13 protein-coding genes are annotated in these 16,234 nt (G+C 59.6%); 8 read left to right on the forward strand and 5 right to left on the reverse strand.

Annotated elements, in window-relative coordinates; all coding sequences use genetic code 11:
- Nucleotides 1-777: 777 nt before the first annotated feature.
- A complete protein-coding gene (locus S58_RS04725; protein WP_244440709.1) occupies nt 778-1,362 on the forward strand; it encodes a hypothetical protein in 585 nt (194 codons plus the stop codon).
- A gap of 126 nt (nt 1,363-1,488) precedes the next feature.
- Here S58_RS04725 and S58_RS04730 read toward each other — a convergent pair whose 3' ends face one another.
- The 3 genes from S58_RS04730 to S58_RS04740 form a co-directional block, all read right to left on the reverse strand.
- On the reverse strand, nt 1,489-2,274 hold the full coding sequence (locus tag S58_RS04730; protein WP_042338754.1) for a class I SAM-dependent methyltransferase: 786 nt from the start codon (nt 2,272-2,274) through the stop codon (nt 1,489-1,491).
- Nucleotides 2,275-2,440: 166 nt separating this feature from the next.
- Nucleotides 2,441-3,286 carry a GntR family transcriptional regulator gene (locus S58_RS04735; protein ID WP_244440710.1) on the reverse strand — a complete coding sequence of 282 codons (846 nt, stop codon included), beginning with the start codon at nt 3,284-3,286 and terminating at the stop codon, nt 2,441-2,443.
- 57 nt (nt 3,287-3,343) lie between these two features.
- Nucleotides 3,344-4,276 (reverse strand): ABC transporter substrate-binding protein, encoded by a 933-nt coding sequence (locus S58_RS04740; RefSeq protein ID WP_015664102.1) that lies wholly within the window; start codon nt 4,274-4,276, stop codon nt 3,344-3,346.
- A gap of 699 nt (nt 4,277-4,975) precedes the next feature.
- On the opposite strand from S58_RS04740, the gene S58_RS04745 reads away from it, so the two are divergent.
- Nucleotides 4,976-5,734: a class I SAM-dependent methyltransferase gene (locus S58_RS04745; protein ID WP_015664103.1), complete on the forward strand. Its 759-nt coding sequence runs from the start codon at nt 4,976-4,978 to the stop codon at nt 5,732-5,734.
- Between the two features lie 16 nt (nt 5,735-5,750).
- On the opposite strand, the gene phnF is transcribed toward S58_RS04745, so the two are convergent.
- Nucleotides 5,751-6,494, reverse strand: coding sequence for a phosphonate metabolism transcriptional regulator PhnF (gene phnF / locus S58_RS04750; RefSeq protein WP_042340552.1), 744 nt, complete (start codon nt 6,492-6,494; stop codon nt 5,751-5,753).
- Nucleotides 6,495-6,607: 113 nt separating this feature from the next.
- Here phnF and S58_RS04755 point away from each other — a divergent pair, with 113 nt between their 5' ends.
- The 6 genes from S58_RS04755 (at nt 6,608) to S58_RS04780 (ending at nt 13,935) form a co-directional block, all read left to right on the forward strand.
- On the forward strand, nt 6,608-7,885 hold the full coding sequence (locus S58_RS04755; RefSeq protein WP_144058242.1) for an extracellular solute-binding protein: 1,278 nt from the start codon (nt 6,608-6,610) through the stop codon (nt 7,883-7,885).
- On the forward strand, nt 7,882-8,820 hold the full coding sequence (locus S58_RS04760) for a metallophosphoesterase family protein (protein WP_083938495.1): 939 nt from the start codon (nt 7,882-7,884) through the stop codon (nt 8,818-8,820). The genes S58_RS04755 and S58_RS04760 overlap by 4 nt, the downstream gene beginning before the upstream one ends.
- Nucleotides 8,821-8,890: 70 nt before the next feature.
- On the forward strand, nt 8,891-10,051 hold the full coding sequence (locus S58_RS04765) for an ABC transporter ATP-binding protein (protein ID WP_015664107.1): 1,161 nt from the start codon (nt 8,891-8,893) through the stop codon (nt 10,049-10,051).
- Complete coding sequence (locus S58_RS04770) at nt 10,048-10,980, forward strand: carbohydrate ABC transporter permease (protein WP_015664108.1); 933 nt, start codon at nt 10,048-10,050, stop codon at nt 10,978-10,980. The genes S58_RS04765 and S58_RS04770 overlap by 4 nt, the downstream gene beginning before the upstream one ends.
- Nucleotides 10,977-11,813: a carbohydrate ABC transporter permease gene (locus tag S58_RS04775; protein ID WP_015664109.1), complete on the forward strand. Its 837-nt coding sequence runs from the start codon at nt 10,977-10,979 to the stop codon at nt 11,811-11,813. The genes S58_RS04770 and S58_RS04775 overlap by 4 nt, the downstream gene beginning before the upstream one ends.
- 499 nt (nt 11,814-12,312) lie before the next feature.
- Nucleotides 12,313-13,935: a recombinase family protein gene (locus S58_RS04780; RefSeq protein ID WP_015664110.1), complete on the forward strand. Its 1,623-nt coding sequence runs from the start codon at nt 12,313-12,315 to the stop codon at nt 13,933-13,935.
- 395 nt (nt 13,936-14,330) lie between these two features.
- On the opposite strand, the gene S58_RS04785 is transcribed toward S58_RS04780, so the two are convergent.
- Nucleotides 14,331-16,088 (reverse strand): ATP-binding cassette domain-containing protein, encoded by a 1,758-nt coding sequence (locus S58_RS04785; RefSeq protein ID WP_083938497.1) that lies wholly within the window; start codon nt 16,086-16,088, stop codon nt 14,331-14,333.
- Between the last annotated feature and the right edge of the window lie 146 nt (nt 16,089-16,234).

Raw genomic sequence — 16,234 nt, forward strand, 5'->3', positions numbered from 1 at the left:
GGGGAGCCGGCTTGCAATGCGTCAATTGCCTCGCAACTGGCAATTCGTTGCTTTGGTCCGCGGCAACGCGGCACGGCCTCCTTGCTACCACCATTGCGCAATTCAGGCGCGACATGTTGCAGCCGCCGGCTCAGCCGGAGCCTTTGATTGCGCCGTGCCATGATATGGCGCTGATGAGACGGGACGGACGGCGCACAGCGCCCCCGAATGACCAATCTGACACCGGCACGAATGAAAGATTGGCCGTTCGCGCCGCAGCGTGCATTCTGACGCGCGGGCGTCGAGACTGACGTTGGGTGGGCTCGCGAGACATCTCGACCCATGATCTGGTGATTGGGTGGGATCGAGGTTCACTCCGGAGGGCGGACCGATTGAATCCCTGTATCGGCTTCCAGGCGTGCGTTCGGGTCAAGACGGAGGCGTCGAGTGCTGTGCCAAAGCGAGGCGAACAGGCGGCGCTACTCGCGTAAGACGGGTAGTGATGACGATGCCATGCGGCAATAGACCGCGCTGCGGACGCCGGACGAGCTTTCTAGCCAGTGACTCCGCCGCCAGTGTAGGACCACCAACTTCGGTAGCTCGCCAAGCTCAAGCTTGCGTGGCATGGTCAAGCTGGCCGAGCAAAACGTCTTTCGTCTCGGCACATCGCGTGAAATGAGTCGGCGTCAAAGACGACGCCGTTTCCTGCGTCGCCATGTGAGCTCTCCGCGTTGAGACGTGACGAGACTCTGTCAGTATGGGACCTATTGATTACGGCCTGAAACAGATATTGTATTGATGTTGATACGACTGGGCGATATCGTCTCACATCGAGAAGGAGAGGCGACGGGCCTGCTGGGTGCACGTCGATTGCCTGCAACCGACCGGCTGTCGGCGACCTTCCACCGACCGTTTTCGGCCTGGAGTTCGGTGATGTCTCTTGATGAAACCTTGCGGATTTTGGCGACCGTCGAGCCAGGTGGTCTGACCCTCGATGAGCAAGTGATCGAAAACAATCCCGACGCCGTGCTGGTTGCCCTCGGCCGCAGCTTTGAAGCGCTTTCCGCAGAACTCGCAACTCTCCAGCAGCAGGATGCGCAATCAGCTGCCGCCGCCTGCGATGCAAAATCGCAGGTGGCCGCCGTGGTGGCGCCATGCGTAGAGCGCCTCGAAGCGGTCTTGAGCTCGCTTGACCCGATCGAGCGCGCCATCATGGCCATTCCAGCCAGAACGGTCGTCGGTCTGGGCGTAAAGGCGCGACATGCTGCACATGTGCTCTCAAATTACTGGACGGACGTTCCCGAGAGGCTCGACTGGGATGCCCGGACAGTACGGCATCTCATCGAATCCGCTTGTTCAGTTGCTGGTGTGGAGTTGAGCTAGAGTGTTTGCTGCGGGCCGTGTTCGTCATGGAGCGGTGCGATGACCTTTGGCGGCTGGCGTGTGCCGGCGCTCTCACCCCCTGTTGGGCAGCCAAGTAGATCGATTTGGCAGCGAAGCTTGTGAGTGTCAGCGGCGTTGCGCAATGAGGACTTGCGATTCAATGACCTCTACGACGCCACCGGCGGTTGCGAATGGCGACATCTCCATCGTCAATTCCTGCGCGAGCTGATCCGAGAGTGCCCCCAGCTGTTCAGGCGAGGAGGTCGACATCGATAGTGCCCGATCGATCAGTCGAACGACAGGTACGTGACGCTGCTCAATGATACCAATTCTGGTGAGCTGACTGAAGCGCGACGCCAGCAGGATCGTTTCGTGACGTAGGCGCTCCGGTGCAAAGCCGACACTCCTGTTGGTGAAGCGATCGACGACCTCCGCGTAACGCTTGTACCAGGCGTTCTGCGGGACATCGGGACGTCCGTCATTGAACAGCATGACTGCGCCGTCCTCCTCGATCAATGGGTCGAGCTTTCGCAGCGTATCGGCACGATCCATCCAATGAAAGGCGCGTCCAATCGCCACGGCGCGGAAGCGGCCGAGCTGCGGACCGAGGTCGAACGAGCTGCCTTGGATCAGTTCGATCTCAACGGCCGCCGCGTTGGCGATCGCCTGAGCAGCCTCTAGCATGGCAGGCTCCGGATCTATTCCGATGACCTCACCGACGAGCGGCGCAAATGCGATGCCGAGCCACCCTGGTCCACAGCCAAGATCCATCAATCGGTGGTCCTTGGTCAGACGAAGGTGTTCCGCCACGGCTTGGATGAGCGCGGGTGCGTAATTCGGTCGCCCCGCCACGTAGTGAGGGACCGTCGATTGAAAGCGAGGGAATGAAGGAGAAACTTGTTCGGACGTCATCTGTGTCGTTCGGCCGCCGTGCAGAGGCTGGTTCTTGTGACGTGTCCCGGTGCGGGCCGGTCCGCCCACGGCGGGGGCCCCATGAGATCGAGAGCGTTTCTCCTTCGCGCACCGAAATGTCGGTTTGGACGGGATGTGCTTGGGAGTTGGCGCGCTTGCAGGCAGGCTAGAAGTCTTTCAATGGCATACGAAGCTCGTAGGTTGCAGGTGGAGCCAGCAGCTCGAAGTGCTGAATCGGACGGCCGCCGCTGTCGAAATGGATGCGCACCACCTTCAAGAGCGGTGCGCCTATCGCGACATTGAGGCGTGCTGCGACAATGGGGTCGGCTGCAGCCGCCGTCACAACCTGCTCGCCAGAGGCGAATGTGATGCCGAAGCGCTGCAGAATCGCATAGAGCGATCCCCCTTCGAGGTCTTCAGGACCAAATTGCCGTCCGATCGCTTCCGGAATGTAGGTCGTAACCTGCATGATTGGCCAGTCATTCATGTAACGGATGCGAACTGTTCGCTGGAAAAGGTCGTCTGGCTGGGCTTGGAAGTGCTCGCGAACGTGACGAGGGGCCACCTTGAACTCGAACTCGACCACGTGAGCTCGCGTCGTGCGCACAATCTCCCTGTTTCGGGCAGCGAGGTCCATCATCGGCACGGTGAGAGGCTCTGGCTTCGAGAGCTCCCGCACGAACGTGCCGATGCCCTGGCGGCGTTCAATCAGTCCGAGCTCATCGAGAGTGTCCAAAGCTGCCCGGATCGTCACGCGCGAGACGCCGAAGAGCCCAGCCAGAACCGCCTCCGCCGGCAATACTTCTCCTGGTGCATAGCGGCGTTCTGCAATTTCATCCTGCAGAACCAAGAACACCTGATGATGAAGCGGGATGTCGCGCCGACGTCTTGCAAGGATCGCGGGCCGTCTTTTAGGGCGCTTGGGCTCATCTGTCGGACGCGTTTTCCGCGCCGTCTTCTTGACGACAGAAGCAGAAGCGTCCGAATGCTGCGGAACTCGGGGCGCCACCACCTAGCCTCGATCCCTCAGTGCCGCGGGCGTGTTCATCGACTTGAGCTCTCCGCGGTGCTATTTCGATGCTAGCGTCTGGAGAGCCTTTTCGACGAATCTGTTCGTAAATGTCTCGGCGAGATCGACCTTCACGCCACGCAATTGTGGGTCGACGGTCGACAACACCTGAAATGCAATGCCCGCGCCCTCGGCGCTGAACCGGCCATCGGGGGAAAACATGTCTCGTGTGCCCCGGATGGAGGCAAGAAATATGTTTCGATCGGGCTTGGCCCATTCCTCCGGGAGCGCATCAGCAATCTCATCGACGGATGCGCGATCAATCCACTGAAGGGTGCGCACCATCGCGAGAGCAAAAGCCTGGAGTGTATCGGGATTGCGTTCGATGAAGTCCGACCGTGCGTAAATCGTCCCTGACGGATAGAGGCCACCGAAAATGCCGATTGTGCCTTCGTTGGTGCGAGTGTCGGCGACCAGTTTGACGTCACCTGTGGCTGTCAGTGTCGTCAGCGCCGGCTCTCCCGTCACGACGGCATCAACGGCGCCGTTGCGGATCGCTGCCACGGCGCCTGTTCCACCTCCAACACTGACGAAGGAAATGTCGGTTGGGGAGACGCCGGCTCGCAAAGCCATGTACTCCACCATGAACTGTGTTTGGGATCCCAACGCCGTGACCCCAATCTTCATGCCTCTCAGGCTGCTTGGGTCGCGATATTCCGCAGCCCTCTCCTTTCGCAGAGCCAATGCGAATGTCGGATGCCTGCCAAACAGCACAACCCCAACGATCTTTTGTCCTTTTGCATGCATCTGAATCGTGTGGTCGAAAGCGCCGGCGGTGAGTTCAGCGCTTCCCGCCACGAGAGCCTGGAGCGCCTTGGATCCGCCGCTCACGTCAAGAAGCTCCGGGTCGAGGCCCGCGTCCTTGAAAAAGCCAAGGCGCTCGGCAAGGGTCACCGGTGCGTATTGTAGGAAAGCCTTGCCGCCGATCGTCACTCTGACTCTGGACGTCTCGACGGAGTTGCCGGCCCAGGCCAAGTTTGCCGAGCCACACAACGCCAATAGCGGAAGCCCGAGAAAACTACGTCGCTGTAACACTGGCCGGTTCTCGCGAGCGTTGCTAAGGGAGGTGTGCCGGTAGTGAACTTTTCTCACGATCCGATCACATTGGAATCATACGAACGATCATCCGCACGAGCAAGGCAAAAGCTCGTCGAGGTTGCACAAGTCGAGTGCACGCAAGGCAATAATCATTTTAAACTGCGACTAAAAATAGTCGGAGTAGTTGATGAGCATCAATTGTTGCGGGCGGGGTCGGCCGCGGGATTATTCTGAATCAGTTCGACGCGCTGAGAATGAGCTGGCAACGCTCGCGACTTGCAAAGCACACGTGTCAAATATGCAATCCGCGCAGATGCGCAGTTGCGCGGAGCGAAGCACGGAGGGAGTGTCAGCAGACAACGCGGGCGCTGCGACAATCGAAGGGGCATTTCTGGAAGATCCCGGTCGGGTCTCCGCGGTGCATTCACGACCACGAGCCCTGCGGCCACCGCTCGACGATCAACCCACGATTGAATTGCAGGCTCGTGTTCGCGGACCGCAAACGGAGGAGGCGTGGAGCCGTCCTGAAACAACGCCGTTGAAATCGCCGTGTATGGATCTCTTCACAGGGAAATTTGAGGAGCGTTGCCCGCAATGCAGGACCATACGCGAAAGTTTGACGGTCTCGCCGACCTATACGACGCCAGCCGGCCGACTTATCCGCCTGACGTTCTCACGGCCGTCGCCCAAGCTGTCGCAGCAGGCGATGCTCCGGCGCGCTGTCTCGATGTCGGCGCAGGTACCGGAATTTCGACGCGAGCACTCATAGATGCTCTTCCGGACTGGACCGTGCAGGCCGTCGAGCCCAACCTCGACATGGCTGCACGTGCGGGTGCAGCGGGACTCGAAGTCATAATCGCGCCCGCTGAGGCTCTGCCGATCGAGCCAGACTCCCGAGGCCTGGTCACGGTGGCGCAGGCATTTCACTGGTTCGACAGGCCGCGCTTTCTCCGTGAAGCACGCCGCGTCTTGTCGCAGCACGGGGTGCTCGCCGTCATCAACAACAACCGGCGGACAGAGGAGTTCGAGGCGCTCTTGGCAGTCGAGGACTTTATCGAGGCCGAGAACCCGGACTATTCGCGACACTACCGGGATCTTGATATCGCCGCTGAGATCGAAGCTTCCGGCAGTTTCGGCGAGATCCAGCGCTTCGGCTTCCCCTGGGCGCTACCGGCAACCTCCGAAAGCTTGGCTCGGTATTTCCTGTCGCGCTCGTCTTCCACTCCGATCGTAGCCCGGCTCGGGAAGGCGATGGTCATGAGACGGATTGTCGCGGTCATCGACCGGCACGTAGCTACGCCGACCTTCGACGTCCCCATGATGTGCGATCTGGTTCTGGCGCGTTGCCGGTGACGTCGTGGCCGCCTGGTCAGAAGTCGCCGAGAGTGAATTGGACACGCTCACCCGAGAAGCGGTTCACATGGAACGTTATCGGCCGGCCACGCAAATCGCTATCGATGCTCTCGATAGCAAGGACCGGCGAGTGCCGCCCTTGTTGCAGCATCCGTGAGTCAAGATCCGTGGGTAGCACGGCCATCACCCTTGTCAGGGCGCGCCGGTAATCGTTCACTTTGAAACGTCCAAAGGCCTTCGTCATCGAAAGCTCTTCACGGTAGACCTCCAGGAAACCAGGAAAGCGCTCGAAGGGGATGTAGTGCTGGCCAACGCAAATAGGGATGCCGTCGGCCTCACCGATGGTGGTCATCGAGCTGACGGGATCGCCAGGCGCCAGTCCGAGAGCAAGAGCAACATGCTGCTCGGCCGCCACGACCTCGGGGTCGACGAGCTTGTGGCCAGGTTGGCGGTGCTGCAGCAAGAGATTGGCGCTGAACCGCGTGCGGGCTCCGATCGCGTAGTCTATGAGTCCGGAGACGAGATATGTCCCGCCGCCCTTGCGTTTGATGACCACCCCACGATCCACGAGCGCGGCCAGGGCTTGGCGCACCGTGTGGCGATTCACGTCGAAAATCGCTGCCAGTTCATGCTCGGAAGGCAATCTGTCGCGCCCGCGGAACGCGCCGCGCACGATCTGGTCGAGCAATGCCTGCTCGACCTGCTGCCAGCGTGGCCCGGCGGCATCCCGCATCGGTTTTCGCCCCTGCTGAGCATTCATCTGCTGCCTCTGCCAGCTTCGCAACAACCAGCCAAGCGAAGCATGTCATCGCTCGGTCACTGAATCTGTCTAGACAGGTTGCATGAGTGTGGCTAGCACGCAAGGCGAACAACATGCGAGTGATCAGCCGTCGAACTGCGCTCCTCGGATCGCTGGCTGCAACGCTTCCGGCTCCGGCTGTTCGTGCTCGCGAGGATCTCACCCTTGATGTGATGTTCCCGTTTCCAGTGGGCAACAACCGGGAAATCCATTCCGGGCTGGCAGAGCGCTTCATGCGCGCCAATCCGGATATGAAGATCAAGTTCCGCAACCCCGCGCAGAACTACGAAGAGATGTCCCAGCAGATCCTGCGGGCGGCATTGATCGGTCAGCTGCCAGATCTGAGCTTTCACGGATTGAATTTGCTGCGCCTGCTGGTCGAGCGAGACCTCGCTCAACCCCTGGCGGGACGAATCTCGGCAGCTGGCGGCGCCGACTTGCTGGGTTATGCCCCTGCGGTGCTCGACATCGTTCGCCAGCGCGGCGACATCTACGGCATTCCGTTTTTCATCTCGACTCCCGTTCTCTACGTCAACGAGACTCTGGTGCACGATGTGGGTGGGGACCCCTCGCTGCTGCCGGTTGACTGGCCGGGCCTCGTCGCGCTCGGCCAGAAGATCAATGCGACCAGCGCCACTCGCACCGGCTTCTACTTTCAATGGGATGTCACGGGAAACTGGATGTGGCAGGCCCTGCTCTTCAGCCGTGGCGGTCGCATCCTGTCCGATGACGAGAAGACGGCTGCCTTCGACAGTCCTGAAGGGCTCTGGGCACTGGAGCAGCTCGAGGCCTTCGCCCGGAGCGGCATGCCGAACCTCAAATCCGCACAGGCCCGGCCGGCACTTGCTGCGGGAACCATCGGCATCTTGGCCGATTCAAGTTCGAACATCGCCTATGCCGAGCAGCAGATCGCCGGCAGATTTCCTTTGCGTGTCGCGACGTTTCCGCTCGCGAGCCCGAACGGCAAGGTCCCTGCCGGCGGCGCGCTCGGCGTGATTCATGCGCAGGATCCGCGCCGAGCGGACGCTGCCTGGAAGTATCTCCAGTTCTGCACCAGTCCGGAAAGCCAGGCGTTCATGGCCCGTCTCACCGGTTACATGCCGAGCAACAGCAAGTCGATCACGGACCCATCTCTGCTTGGCGCCTACTACCAGGAGGCGCGCAATCAGAAGGTCAGCGTCGACCAGCTTCCGGTCATGACCAACTGGTATGCATTCCCAGGCGCCAACGCCGTGCGCATCATCGACACCATCCGCAATCACCTCGAATCCGTCGTGACGGGACGCCAGGGCGCCAGCCAGACGCTGAAGCAGATGGCAGCCGACGTGAACCGTCTGATCGGGGCTGCATGATGGATGCCGCCGCGGGCAACGACAAGGGCGAGCGAGCCTTCACGCTCATTCAGATTTCGGACCTGCATCTGAGCAAGAGTCGTCCCTTCTTCCAGCACAACTTCGAAGCCCTCTGCGGTGTCCTCGCGGCGAGTGCCGCCGACTGTATTCTGTGCACCGGGGACATGTCACTCGACGGGGCCCAGCATCCGGACGAGCTATCGTTTGCACGGCGGCAGCTCGAACGCATCGGTCGAGAGATCCTGTTTGTGCCCGGCAATCATGACATCGGAAACAGCCTGCCGGATGTGCGCGGCGGCGAGATCACGATCTCGGCCGAACGCGCCTCCGCATTTCGCGCCCAGTTCGGTTCCGATTATTGGATGAAGGACATCGGCGCTATCAGGCTGCTGGGGCTCAATTCCATGCTGCCGGGGAGCAGGCTGCACGAGGAAGCGGAACAAGAGGCTCTGCTGGCGCACGCGATCGATACACTTGGACAGCGTCGATTGATCGTCGCGGCACACAAGCCGCTCTATCTGGCCGCGCCCGAAGAGACCGATCGGACGCAGAGCGCGATGTTTCCCGAGCATCGGCATAGCTGGGCCGAACGGTTCCATGCGGTGCGCGGGGTGACCTACCTCTCCGGCCATTTGCACGAATTGAAAGAGCTGCAATGGCGCGATCTGCGCCAGGTGTGGGCGCCGTCGACCGCCTTCGTCATGGACGCCGCCAATCGCTTCGCTCGTAACGACCGGCCCAATCGAGAGCCGGGTATCAAACGGCCCGGATTTTTGAGGCATACGTTCAGGGAGGTCGAGCACGTCGTCGAGTTCGTCGAGCCAACCGCATTTCTCATCATCGATCTCGGAAATTGGTACACGGATCCCCGCGGCTTTCATGCGCGCTATGCGGACGAGCCCTGGCGCGGGGTCTCTTCGGGGCAGCTGGCGTGAGCATGGGGGCTGCAACCGAATGGCCTGCCTCTACGGCATCTAACCTTGAGCCGAACTAAAGGGCGACGCAATGGCCTCACTCGCTCTCGACAATATCAGCAAGTCCTTCGGTGCAACCGATATCCTCAAGCACATCTCGCTCGAGATCCGCGACGGGGAGTTCCTGACACTCGTCGGCCCCTCAGGCTGTGGAAAATCGACGCTGCTGCGCATTATCGCCGGCCTTGAGCTGCAGGACGAAGGGACGGTGCGTATCGGAGCGCGCGCCGTCGATGCTCTGCCGCCAAAGGCGCGGAACATCGCCATGGTGTTCCAGTCCTATGCGCTATACCCACATATGACAGTCGAGCGTAACATGGCCGTACCGCTCGTCATGAGCAGGTTGAGCGCCACACAGCGGCTGCCTCTGCTCGGACATTTCGTTCCAGGAACCAAGACTAAGCGCGCCGGCATTGCCGCAGAGGTGCGCAATGTTGCTGCCGCTCTCGGGATCGAACAGCTGCTCGCGCGCAAGCCCGGCCAGCTTTCGGGAGGACAGCGCCAGCGTGTCGCCCTCGGCCGCGCCATGGTCCGGCAGCCTTCGGTGTTCTTGATGGATGAACCACTGTCGAACCTGGACGCGAAGCTGCGCGTCACCATGCGAGCCGAGATCAAGGAATTGCACGCCCGGCTCGGCGTCACCTTCGTCTATGTCACGCATGATCAGGCGGAAGCCATGACCATGTCGGACAGGGTCGCCTTGATGATGGGTGGCGAACTGATCCAGATTGCTCCACCCCAGGTCCTTTACGACGACCCCAACAATGTCGGCGTTGCGGCATTCGTCGGCTCGCCGTCAATCAATCTTGTCCCCGCCGATGCATTGGGCGAGCGCATCGAAGCCGTGGTCCGGTGTCACGTCGATGGTGGAAGTCTTGATGGCATTACCGTCGGACTCCGTCCCGAGGCTCTTTCCGCCCGCGCCGAATGGACCCCCGGTGCGATCGCGGGCCGCGTGAGGTTTGTCGAGCATCTCGGCGCTGATCTGTACGTCCACGTCGACATCGCCAGCGCCCAACGTCCTCTTATCATCCGGGCGCACCCCAAAGACGGGCCCAATCTGGCGCCGGGCGCGAGCGTCGCACTGCAGGCAGAGCTCAAGGATCTGCTTGTCTTCGATGGCGCCGGGCGAAGGTTACGTAGGCGACCGCCCGATGTGGTCGAACTGGTAAGCGCGAGGAGCGGTGCATGACGATCGCGCTGCCCGGACGCTCTCCAGCTCACGATGCCGCTGCGATCAGACAGAGGCGAGTCCAGGAGTGGCGGACGGCCGCATTGCTGGCGGCACCGGGCTTTCTGCTCCTCTTGATCCTATTCATTCTGCCTGCGATCGCCGTGTTTGCCATGGCAGCAACCGATTGGCAGCTCGGGGCGCAAAGCTTCAATTTTGTCGGCCCAAGGAATTTTCGAGTTCTTTGGAATGATGTCGATTTCTGGCATTCGCTGCTCAATACGCTCACCTTCGTATCAATCTGCGTTCCCATGACGGTCGGCCTCGGGCTTGCGGTGGCGTTGCTGATCGAGGCTGGCACGAGTCTTCGGGCTCTCTATCGTGCAGTGCATTTTCTTCCTTTCATGGCGACGATGGCTGCAGCCGCACTCGCATGGGAGTCTCTGCTTCACCCCACGATAGGCCTCCTGAACCAGGTCCTGAGATCGTTCGGGATTCACGGTGCTAACTGGTTGCGTGATGAGAGCACAGTGCTTCCGGTCCTGGGCGCGATTTTCGTGTGGAAGAACATCGGCTACGCGATGCTGCTGTTCCTTGCGGGGTTGAAAACGATTCCTTCTGACCTCTATGACGCGGCCGACGTCGATGGCGCCGACGGCCCTTGGTCACGTCTTTCGACCGTCACCCTGCCTTTGCTCGGTCCAACCGCAATGTTTGCACTTGTCGTGGTTGCATTGAGAGCGTTCGAAGTCTTTGATATCATCAAGGTTCTCACCCAAGGCGGCCCGGGTAAGACGTCGGAGATGCTGCTCTACACTCTGTATGTGGAGAGCTTCGAGTACCTTCGCACTGGCTATGGGGCGGCGGTGTCCGTCGTGTTCCTGTCGATCGTCATGTGTCTGACGATGCTCCAGGTGTTCGTGCTCGACAAGCGGGTTCACTATCAATGAGAGCGGGGCGTCCACCATGGCCGGCGGTCGTCGCCCGGCATGTGCTGCTCATCAGCACCGCTGCGCTGTTGCTCGCGCCCGTGGTGTGGATGGTATCGCTCTCCCTAAAGCCCCCGGGCGAGATTTTTCGTGCCTCGTTCACTCTGTTGCCCGAGCATTGGTATGCCATTGAGAACTATACGAGGGCGCTCACGACGGCACCATTGCCGCGCTTCCTGGTCAACGGGATTGTCGTGTGCTTGACAATATTGCTATGCCAGATCGTGGTCTGTGCGCCGATCGCCTATACATTGGCGAAGCTGCGCTTCTGGGGACGAGATGCGACCTTTTGGCTCGTTCTCGCAGGCCTCTTGTTGCCGCATCAGGTCCTGGCTTTGCCGCTGTTCATCCTGTGCTGGAAGGTCGGTATCCTGGATAGTTACGTCGCGCTGATCTTGCCCTTCGTCGTATCACCGTTCGGTATTTTTCTCTTCCGGCAGTTCTTCAAATCGATATCTGATGATCTGATTCATGCGGCGCGGCTGGACGGCTATTCGGAGCTCGGCATTGTCTTCCACATCATGCTTCCGCTAGCCCGGCCGGCGGTGATAGCCTTCAGCATTCTGTCTATCAGTAGCCATTGGAACGATCTGTTCTGGCCCTTGATCGCGGTTCGCACGGAAGAGCTGATGCCGCCAGCTCTCGGCGTGATCACCTTCCGCAACGAGGAGGCGGGGTCTGACTATGGGCCTCTCATGGCCGGCGCGGCAATCATCATCGCACCGCTCATTATCGCCTTTCTTGTCGCCCAGCGTTGGTTCGTCGATGGGCTGATGCTGGGCAGCATGAAATAGGGCGTAACCACTGTGCGCATTGAGTTTGCCAGAAAGTCCGAGGCCTGAGCCGCTCCCACGGTTGCCGACGGGGGCGCGACGCTCGCGTCGAACAATTAGTACGGTCGGTCTCCAGCTTGGCGATCTGGTCTTCGTGGGCTTCGCCTTCGATTTCGCACCCGCAACCCATCTCGTCAGTATCGTCAAGAGTTTTTCGGCGTACGAAGTTTGGACGTCATAGCCGAACGAGGAACGGCGCAGACACGCGCCAATGGCCGCACCGCTCGAAACTGGCACTACGTCGACCTGTCGAGGAAAGCCGACGTCCGTTTGTCCCCGTTCAGTTCGCCGGTTTAACCGGCGGCATTCTTGCATTTTGGCGCACCGCCGCAAGGATGAAACCCCGAACGATTAAATTTAGGCCTGTCGTTCAGGAAAGCGCAAACCCTTACGTCAGTCTACTGCCTCCGGGATCGCGGGTTCTGCTAACGTCCGTGCAAACGGTGGATGGAGCAGGCGAATGGCATCGGGAAAGCACGCCGTCGCCCCGGCAGACTGTCGAGCAGCCGCGCAATATCTTCGCGTCTCAACTGAATCGCAGAAGTACTCGATCGAGAACCAAGCGGCGGCGATCGCAGCCTATGCCGCGCGCCGAGGCATTGAAATTGTCGAAACCTATGCCGACCGCGGCCGCAGCGGTGTTAGCGTAGCAGGTCGGGATGCACTGAAGCGGCTCATCGCCGAGGTAGAGCTGGGCCGTTCGGATTATCAATGCATTCTCGTCTACGATGTCAGTCGCTGGGGGCGATTTCAGGATGTCGACGAGAGTGCCTACTACGAGTTCATCTGCAAGCGTGCTGGGATCAAAATCCAATACTGCGCCGATGAATTCGAAAATGATGGAAGCATGGCGTCCGCCGTTCTCAAGAACATCAAGCGGCTTGCAGCGGCTGACTACAGCCGCCAACTGTCAAAAAAGGTCTTTCTCGGACACAGCCGGATCGCCAGTCAGGGCTATTGGCGCGGAGGCCCCGCCCCCTACGGATTGCGACGACAGTTGGTTGACGAGCGGGGCCGCTCCAAGGGTATCCTCCAGAGCGGTGATCGCAAGAGTCTCAAAACCGACCGGACGCTGCTAGTGCCGGGTCCTAAGCGGGAGATTAGGATAGTCGAGCGCGTCTTCGAGTTATTTGTCAACGGCAACAGAAGTCGAACGGAGATTGCAGCCGATCTGAATGCGAAGGGTGTTCGCAATGCCCGGGGTAGGCGTTGGAGCATGCTGACGATCAACAACGTCCTTAACAACGAGGCCTATCTCGGCCATATCGTATTCAACCGCCGGTCCGCCAAGCTCGGTGAACGAGCGGTCCACAACCCTCCCGAGATGTGGATCAGGCACAAGGATGCCCTAGCACCGATTATCAGGCCACACCTGTTCGAGCGAGCGAAGAAGAAGCTCCGAGAGCTCGAGTGCGGCCGGACGCGTACCGACAAGGAGTTGCTTGATATTCTGAAGGATCTCCTGCGGCGCGAAGGCCGCCTCACCATGAAGTGTATCATAATGGCGAAGGGGGTGCCGAATTGCTCGGTCTACGCTCGGCGTTTCGGCTCCCTGGACGAGGCCTACCGACGGATCGGCTATCGACCCCATGTCCGGTATAGGTTCAAGGAGGTACAGGCACATATCCAGAATATCATTCACACGCTGGCCGAGCAGATCAGTGCGGATCTTGAGGGGCGGGGGCGGCGGGTCGCCTTCATGCCAGAATTATGTCTATTGACGCTGAATGGTGATGTCACTGTCAGTCTGGCGGTTGCGCGCGCCGTGAAGGACGGCAGTAACGGCGCACGGGCGGCACGTCGGTGGGAGCTGCGTAAGATGCACTTCACGAGGTCTAATTTTACGATCGTGGCGCGTATGGATGCCCGCAATACGGCGGTAGTGGATTATTTTCTTCTTCCCACCGCCAATTTGCCGGTAAGCAAGAAGGATCATCGAACTCGAATATCAGAGCGCTTCTTCGGCGAGTTTCGCTGCGCAGACCTTCAGGAATTGATGGTTCGTCTTGTGAGCCGTATCCCGAAAGTAGCGGATCATCGGGTGTCTGCAGGTCGCAGGAGGAGTTCGGGGTCTCCGGCCTGATCGGCATGCCTTGCAAGCCTGCGATCCTACGTCAATGAACGATCATTTGAACCCGCCTGACGGGTGCGAAGGATGCCGATTGGTCTGTGCAACACGACTGGATGGGGCCGCAGCGTGTAAGGCGCGACGGCTGGTACTTGGAAGCGATATTGCCAGCCGAACGTCGATCTCGGTTGTCCAAGACTGGACAGAGCGTCGGCGGGGCATTGATCTCTGGTTCGGCGACGCGGCAGCTCCCACCGGTTTCAATTGCGATGCGCGGTCCGTAAGGATGGTAGCGAGCTCAGGCGGTCCCTATTTGCGGTCGAAGTGATTCAGAGTTCGACGTATGCGCTTGGGTATTCGGCGTTCAAGCAGGCTCTGACTGGGCCCCTCTCACTCCTGGTTGGGTTCTCTCATTCATGCCTTCTAGATGACTGTGCTGACCACATCGCGCAATAGCGGCCACCTAGCGCGAGCAAAGAGGTGTGCGTTCCTCTTTCGATAATTCGCCCGTGATCGAGTACGAGAATTTCATCGGCATGACACACGCTCGAAAGTCGGTGTGCGATGATCAAGGTGCTTGCTCCCGCAGAAACGTCCGACAAACTCTTCTCGACCGCCTTTTCGGTCTCGGAGTCAAGCGACGACGTCGCCTCGTCGAAGACAAAAAGTCTCGGCCGCCGCAAGACCGCTCGCGCTATGGCTACGCGCTGTCTCTCGCCACCCGAAAGTCGGATGCCTCGCTCTCCCACTTTGGTGTCCCAGCCGTTTGGTAGCCGTGCGATAAGCGGCTCAAGTCCGGCGAGCGTGCCCGCCTCCGCAACTTCAATGGTCGAAGACAGAGGAGAGGCCACGAGTATATTGTTTGCAATAGTATCGTTGTAGAGGAAGCAGTCCTGCGGCACTACCGCAACGGCACTCCTGAGAGCGGTCAGATCCATTTGATCCGAGGGAATGCCGCCGATCAATATTCGGCCCGCATGTGGATCAAACAAGCGACAGATGAGGCGCCAGATCGTCGATTTTCCCGAGCCGCTGAGGCCGACGATTGCAATCGTCTCTCCGGGCCTAATCTCGAAACTCAAGTCGTGGACGACCTGGCGCCGGGGTTCGTAGCCGAATGAAACCTTTTCGAGTTGAACCGTGAAGTGGTTGTCCTTGAGTGAAAGGTCCCGATTATCGATCGAAAGTGCCTCTTTTTCGTGATCCAGCAGTTCTGCCAACCTCGTGAGATTGCCTATCCCCTGGATTAAATCACGGGAAGCGAAGCTCAGGCGTTCAATCGGGCTGACGATTTGCAAGATGTATGCATGTGCCAGAACGAAGTCGCCGGTCGTAAGTGCGCCGGTAGACACTCGATAGGCGACCAACAAAAGGTAAAGGCCCGTTGTTGCAGCGAAAAGAAACACCAGTTGCTGATGATTGGTGTGCTGAGAGCGAAAGAAGGCCAGCCAGCTCTTTTCGCCTTTTGCAAGGACATCATCGACTTTTTTGCCGATCAGGTCGCTGGTCCCAAACAGTCGCGAAATCTCCTGGCCTATGAGGGCGTCTGTCACAATGCCGACAGCTTCTGCGTCAGCCTCCACGGCCTTACGTTGAATGGCGACCCGGCTCTCTAGCCCTCGACGGAAAAGCAGGCCATAGCTAATTCCGAAAACAAGCAGAAGTAGGAGCAGGTCGAGCCGCTCCAAGACAATAAGGACGACCAGGATGGAGAGTCCTTGGAGGACGGCAGGAGCGATTCCGAACGTGAGGGCCCCCAGAACTGAGCGCAAGCCGTTCAGTCCTTCCGAAACAGTTTGTATCGTTTCTCCGGTCTTATGCGAAAGATAGAACCGAGACGGCAGGTTCAGCAGGTGGTCATATGTCTCGTTCGCGATGCTCCGTCGCAAGGCGCGCCAAAGCTGACCGAAATTCAGAGTCTGCGCGGCGGTCGCACCGCGGCTCAGCTCCACCGCGCATACGTATAGCCCGATCGCCCATGCAGCAGTCGTAAAGTCCTTTGTTACGAGCTCATTCACCGCTTCTCTAATGGCAAGCGGGCTGATTGCAGGAACAACCGAGGCGAGAATGATCCAGGTCGCGCCCTGTAGCAATCCATTGCGTAGCTGAGCTGATTCAAGTTTGCGCAATGATCTCCAGGTCAGTTTTAGCTCTTTCGCATGGCGCATCTGCTATAGCGTTCTTGCTTTGGCGAATTGAGGTCGTATGGCATCAACATTGGCTGTGGAGCACAAGTTTCTGCAGTGAAGCTCGTCAAAGTGACAGCTGGTACAGGAGCGTCGACCCGGATCAATGTCTTTGGAGTAGCCAACGA

Origin of the sequence: Bradyrhizobium oligotrophicum S58 (assembly GCF_000344805.1) — a bacterium.
GTDB lineage: Bacteria > Pseudomonadota > Alphaproteobacteria > Rhizobiales > Xanthobacteraceae > Bradyrhizobium > Bradyrhizobium oligotrophicum.

Excerpts from the sequence above, each read along its gene's own strand:
- S58_RS04785 (WP_083938497.1), bottom strand. The coding sequence starts at position 16,088 with ATGCGCCATGCGAAAGAGCTAAAACTGACCTGGAGATCATTGCGCAAA.
- S58_RS04780 (WP_015664110.1), top strand. The coding sequence starts at position 12,313 with ATGGCATCGGGAAAGCACGCCGTCGCCCCGGCAGACTGTCGAGCAGCC.
- S58_RS04765 (WP_015664107.1), top strand. The coding sequence starts at position 8,891 with ATGGCCTCACTCGCTCTCGACAATATCAGCAAGTCCTTCGGTGCAACC.
- S58_RS04745 (WP_015664103.1), top strand. The coding sequence starts at position 4,976 with ATGCAGGACCATACGCGAAAGTTTGACGGTCTCGCCGACCTATACGAC.
- S58_RS04755 (WP_144058242.1), top strand. The coding sequence starts at position 6,608 with ATGCGAGTGATCAGCCGTCGAACTGCGCTCCTCGGATCGCTGGCTGCA.
- phnF (WP_042340552.1), bottom strand. The coding sequence starts at position 6,494 with ATGAATGCTCAGCAGGGGCGAAAACCGATGCGGGATGCCGCCGGGCCA.
- S58_RS04770 (WP_015664108.1), top strand. The coding sequence starts at position 10,048 with ATGACGATCGCGCTGCCCGGACGCTCTCCAGCTCACGATGCCGCTGCG.
- S58_RS04775 (WP_015664109.1), top strand. The coding sequence starts at position 10,977 with ATGAGAGCGGGGCGTCCACCATGGCCGGCGGTCGTCGCCCGGCATGTG.
- S58_RS04760 (WP_083938495.1), top strand. The coding sequence starts at position 7,882 with ATGATGGATGCCGCCGCGGGCAACGACAAGGGCGAGCGAGCCTTCACG.
- S58_RS04725 (WP_244440709.1), top strand. The coding sequence starts at position 778 with ATGTTGATACGACTGGGCGATATCGTCTCACATCGAGAAGGAGAGGCG.
- S58_RS04730 (WP_042338754.1), bottom strand. The coding sequence starts at position 2,274 with ATGACGTCCGAACAAGTTTCTCCTTCATTCCCTCGCTTTCAATCGACG.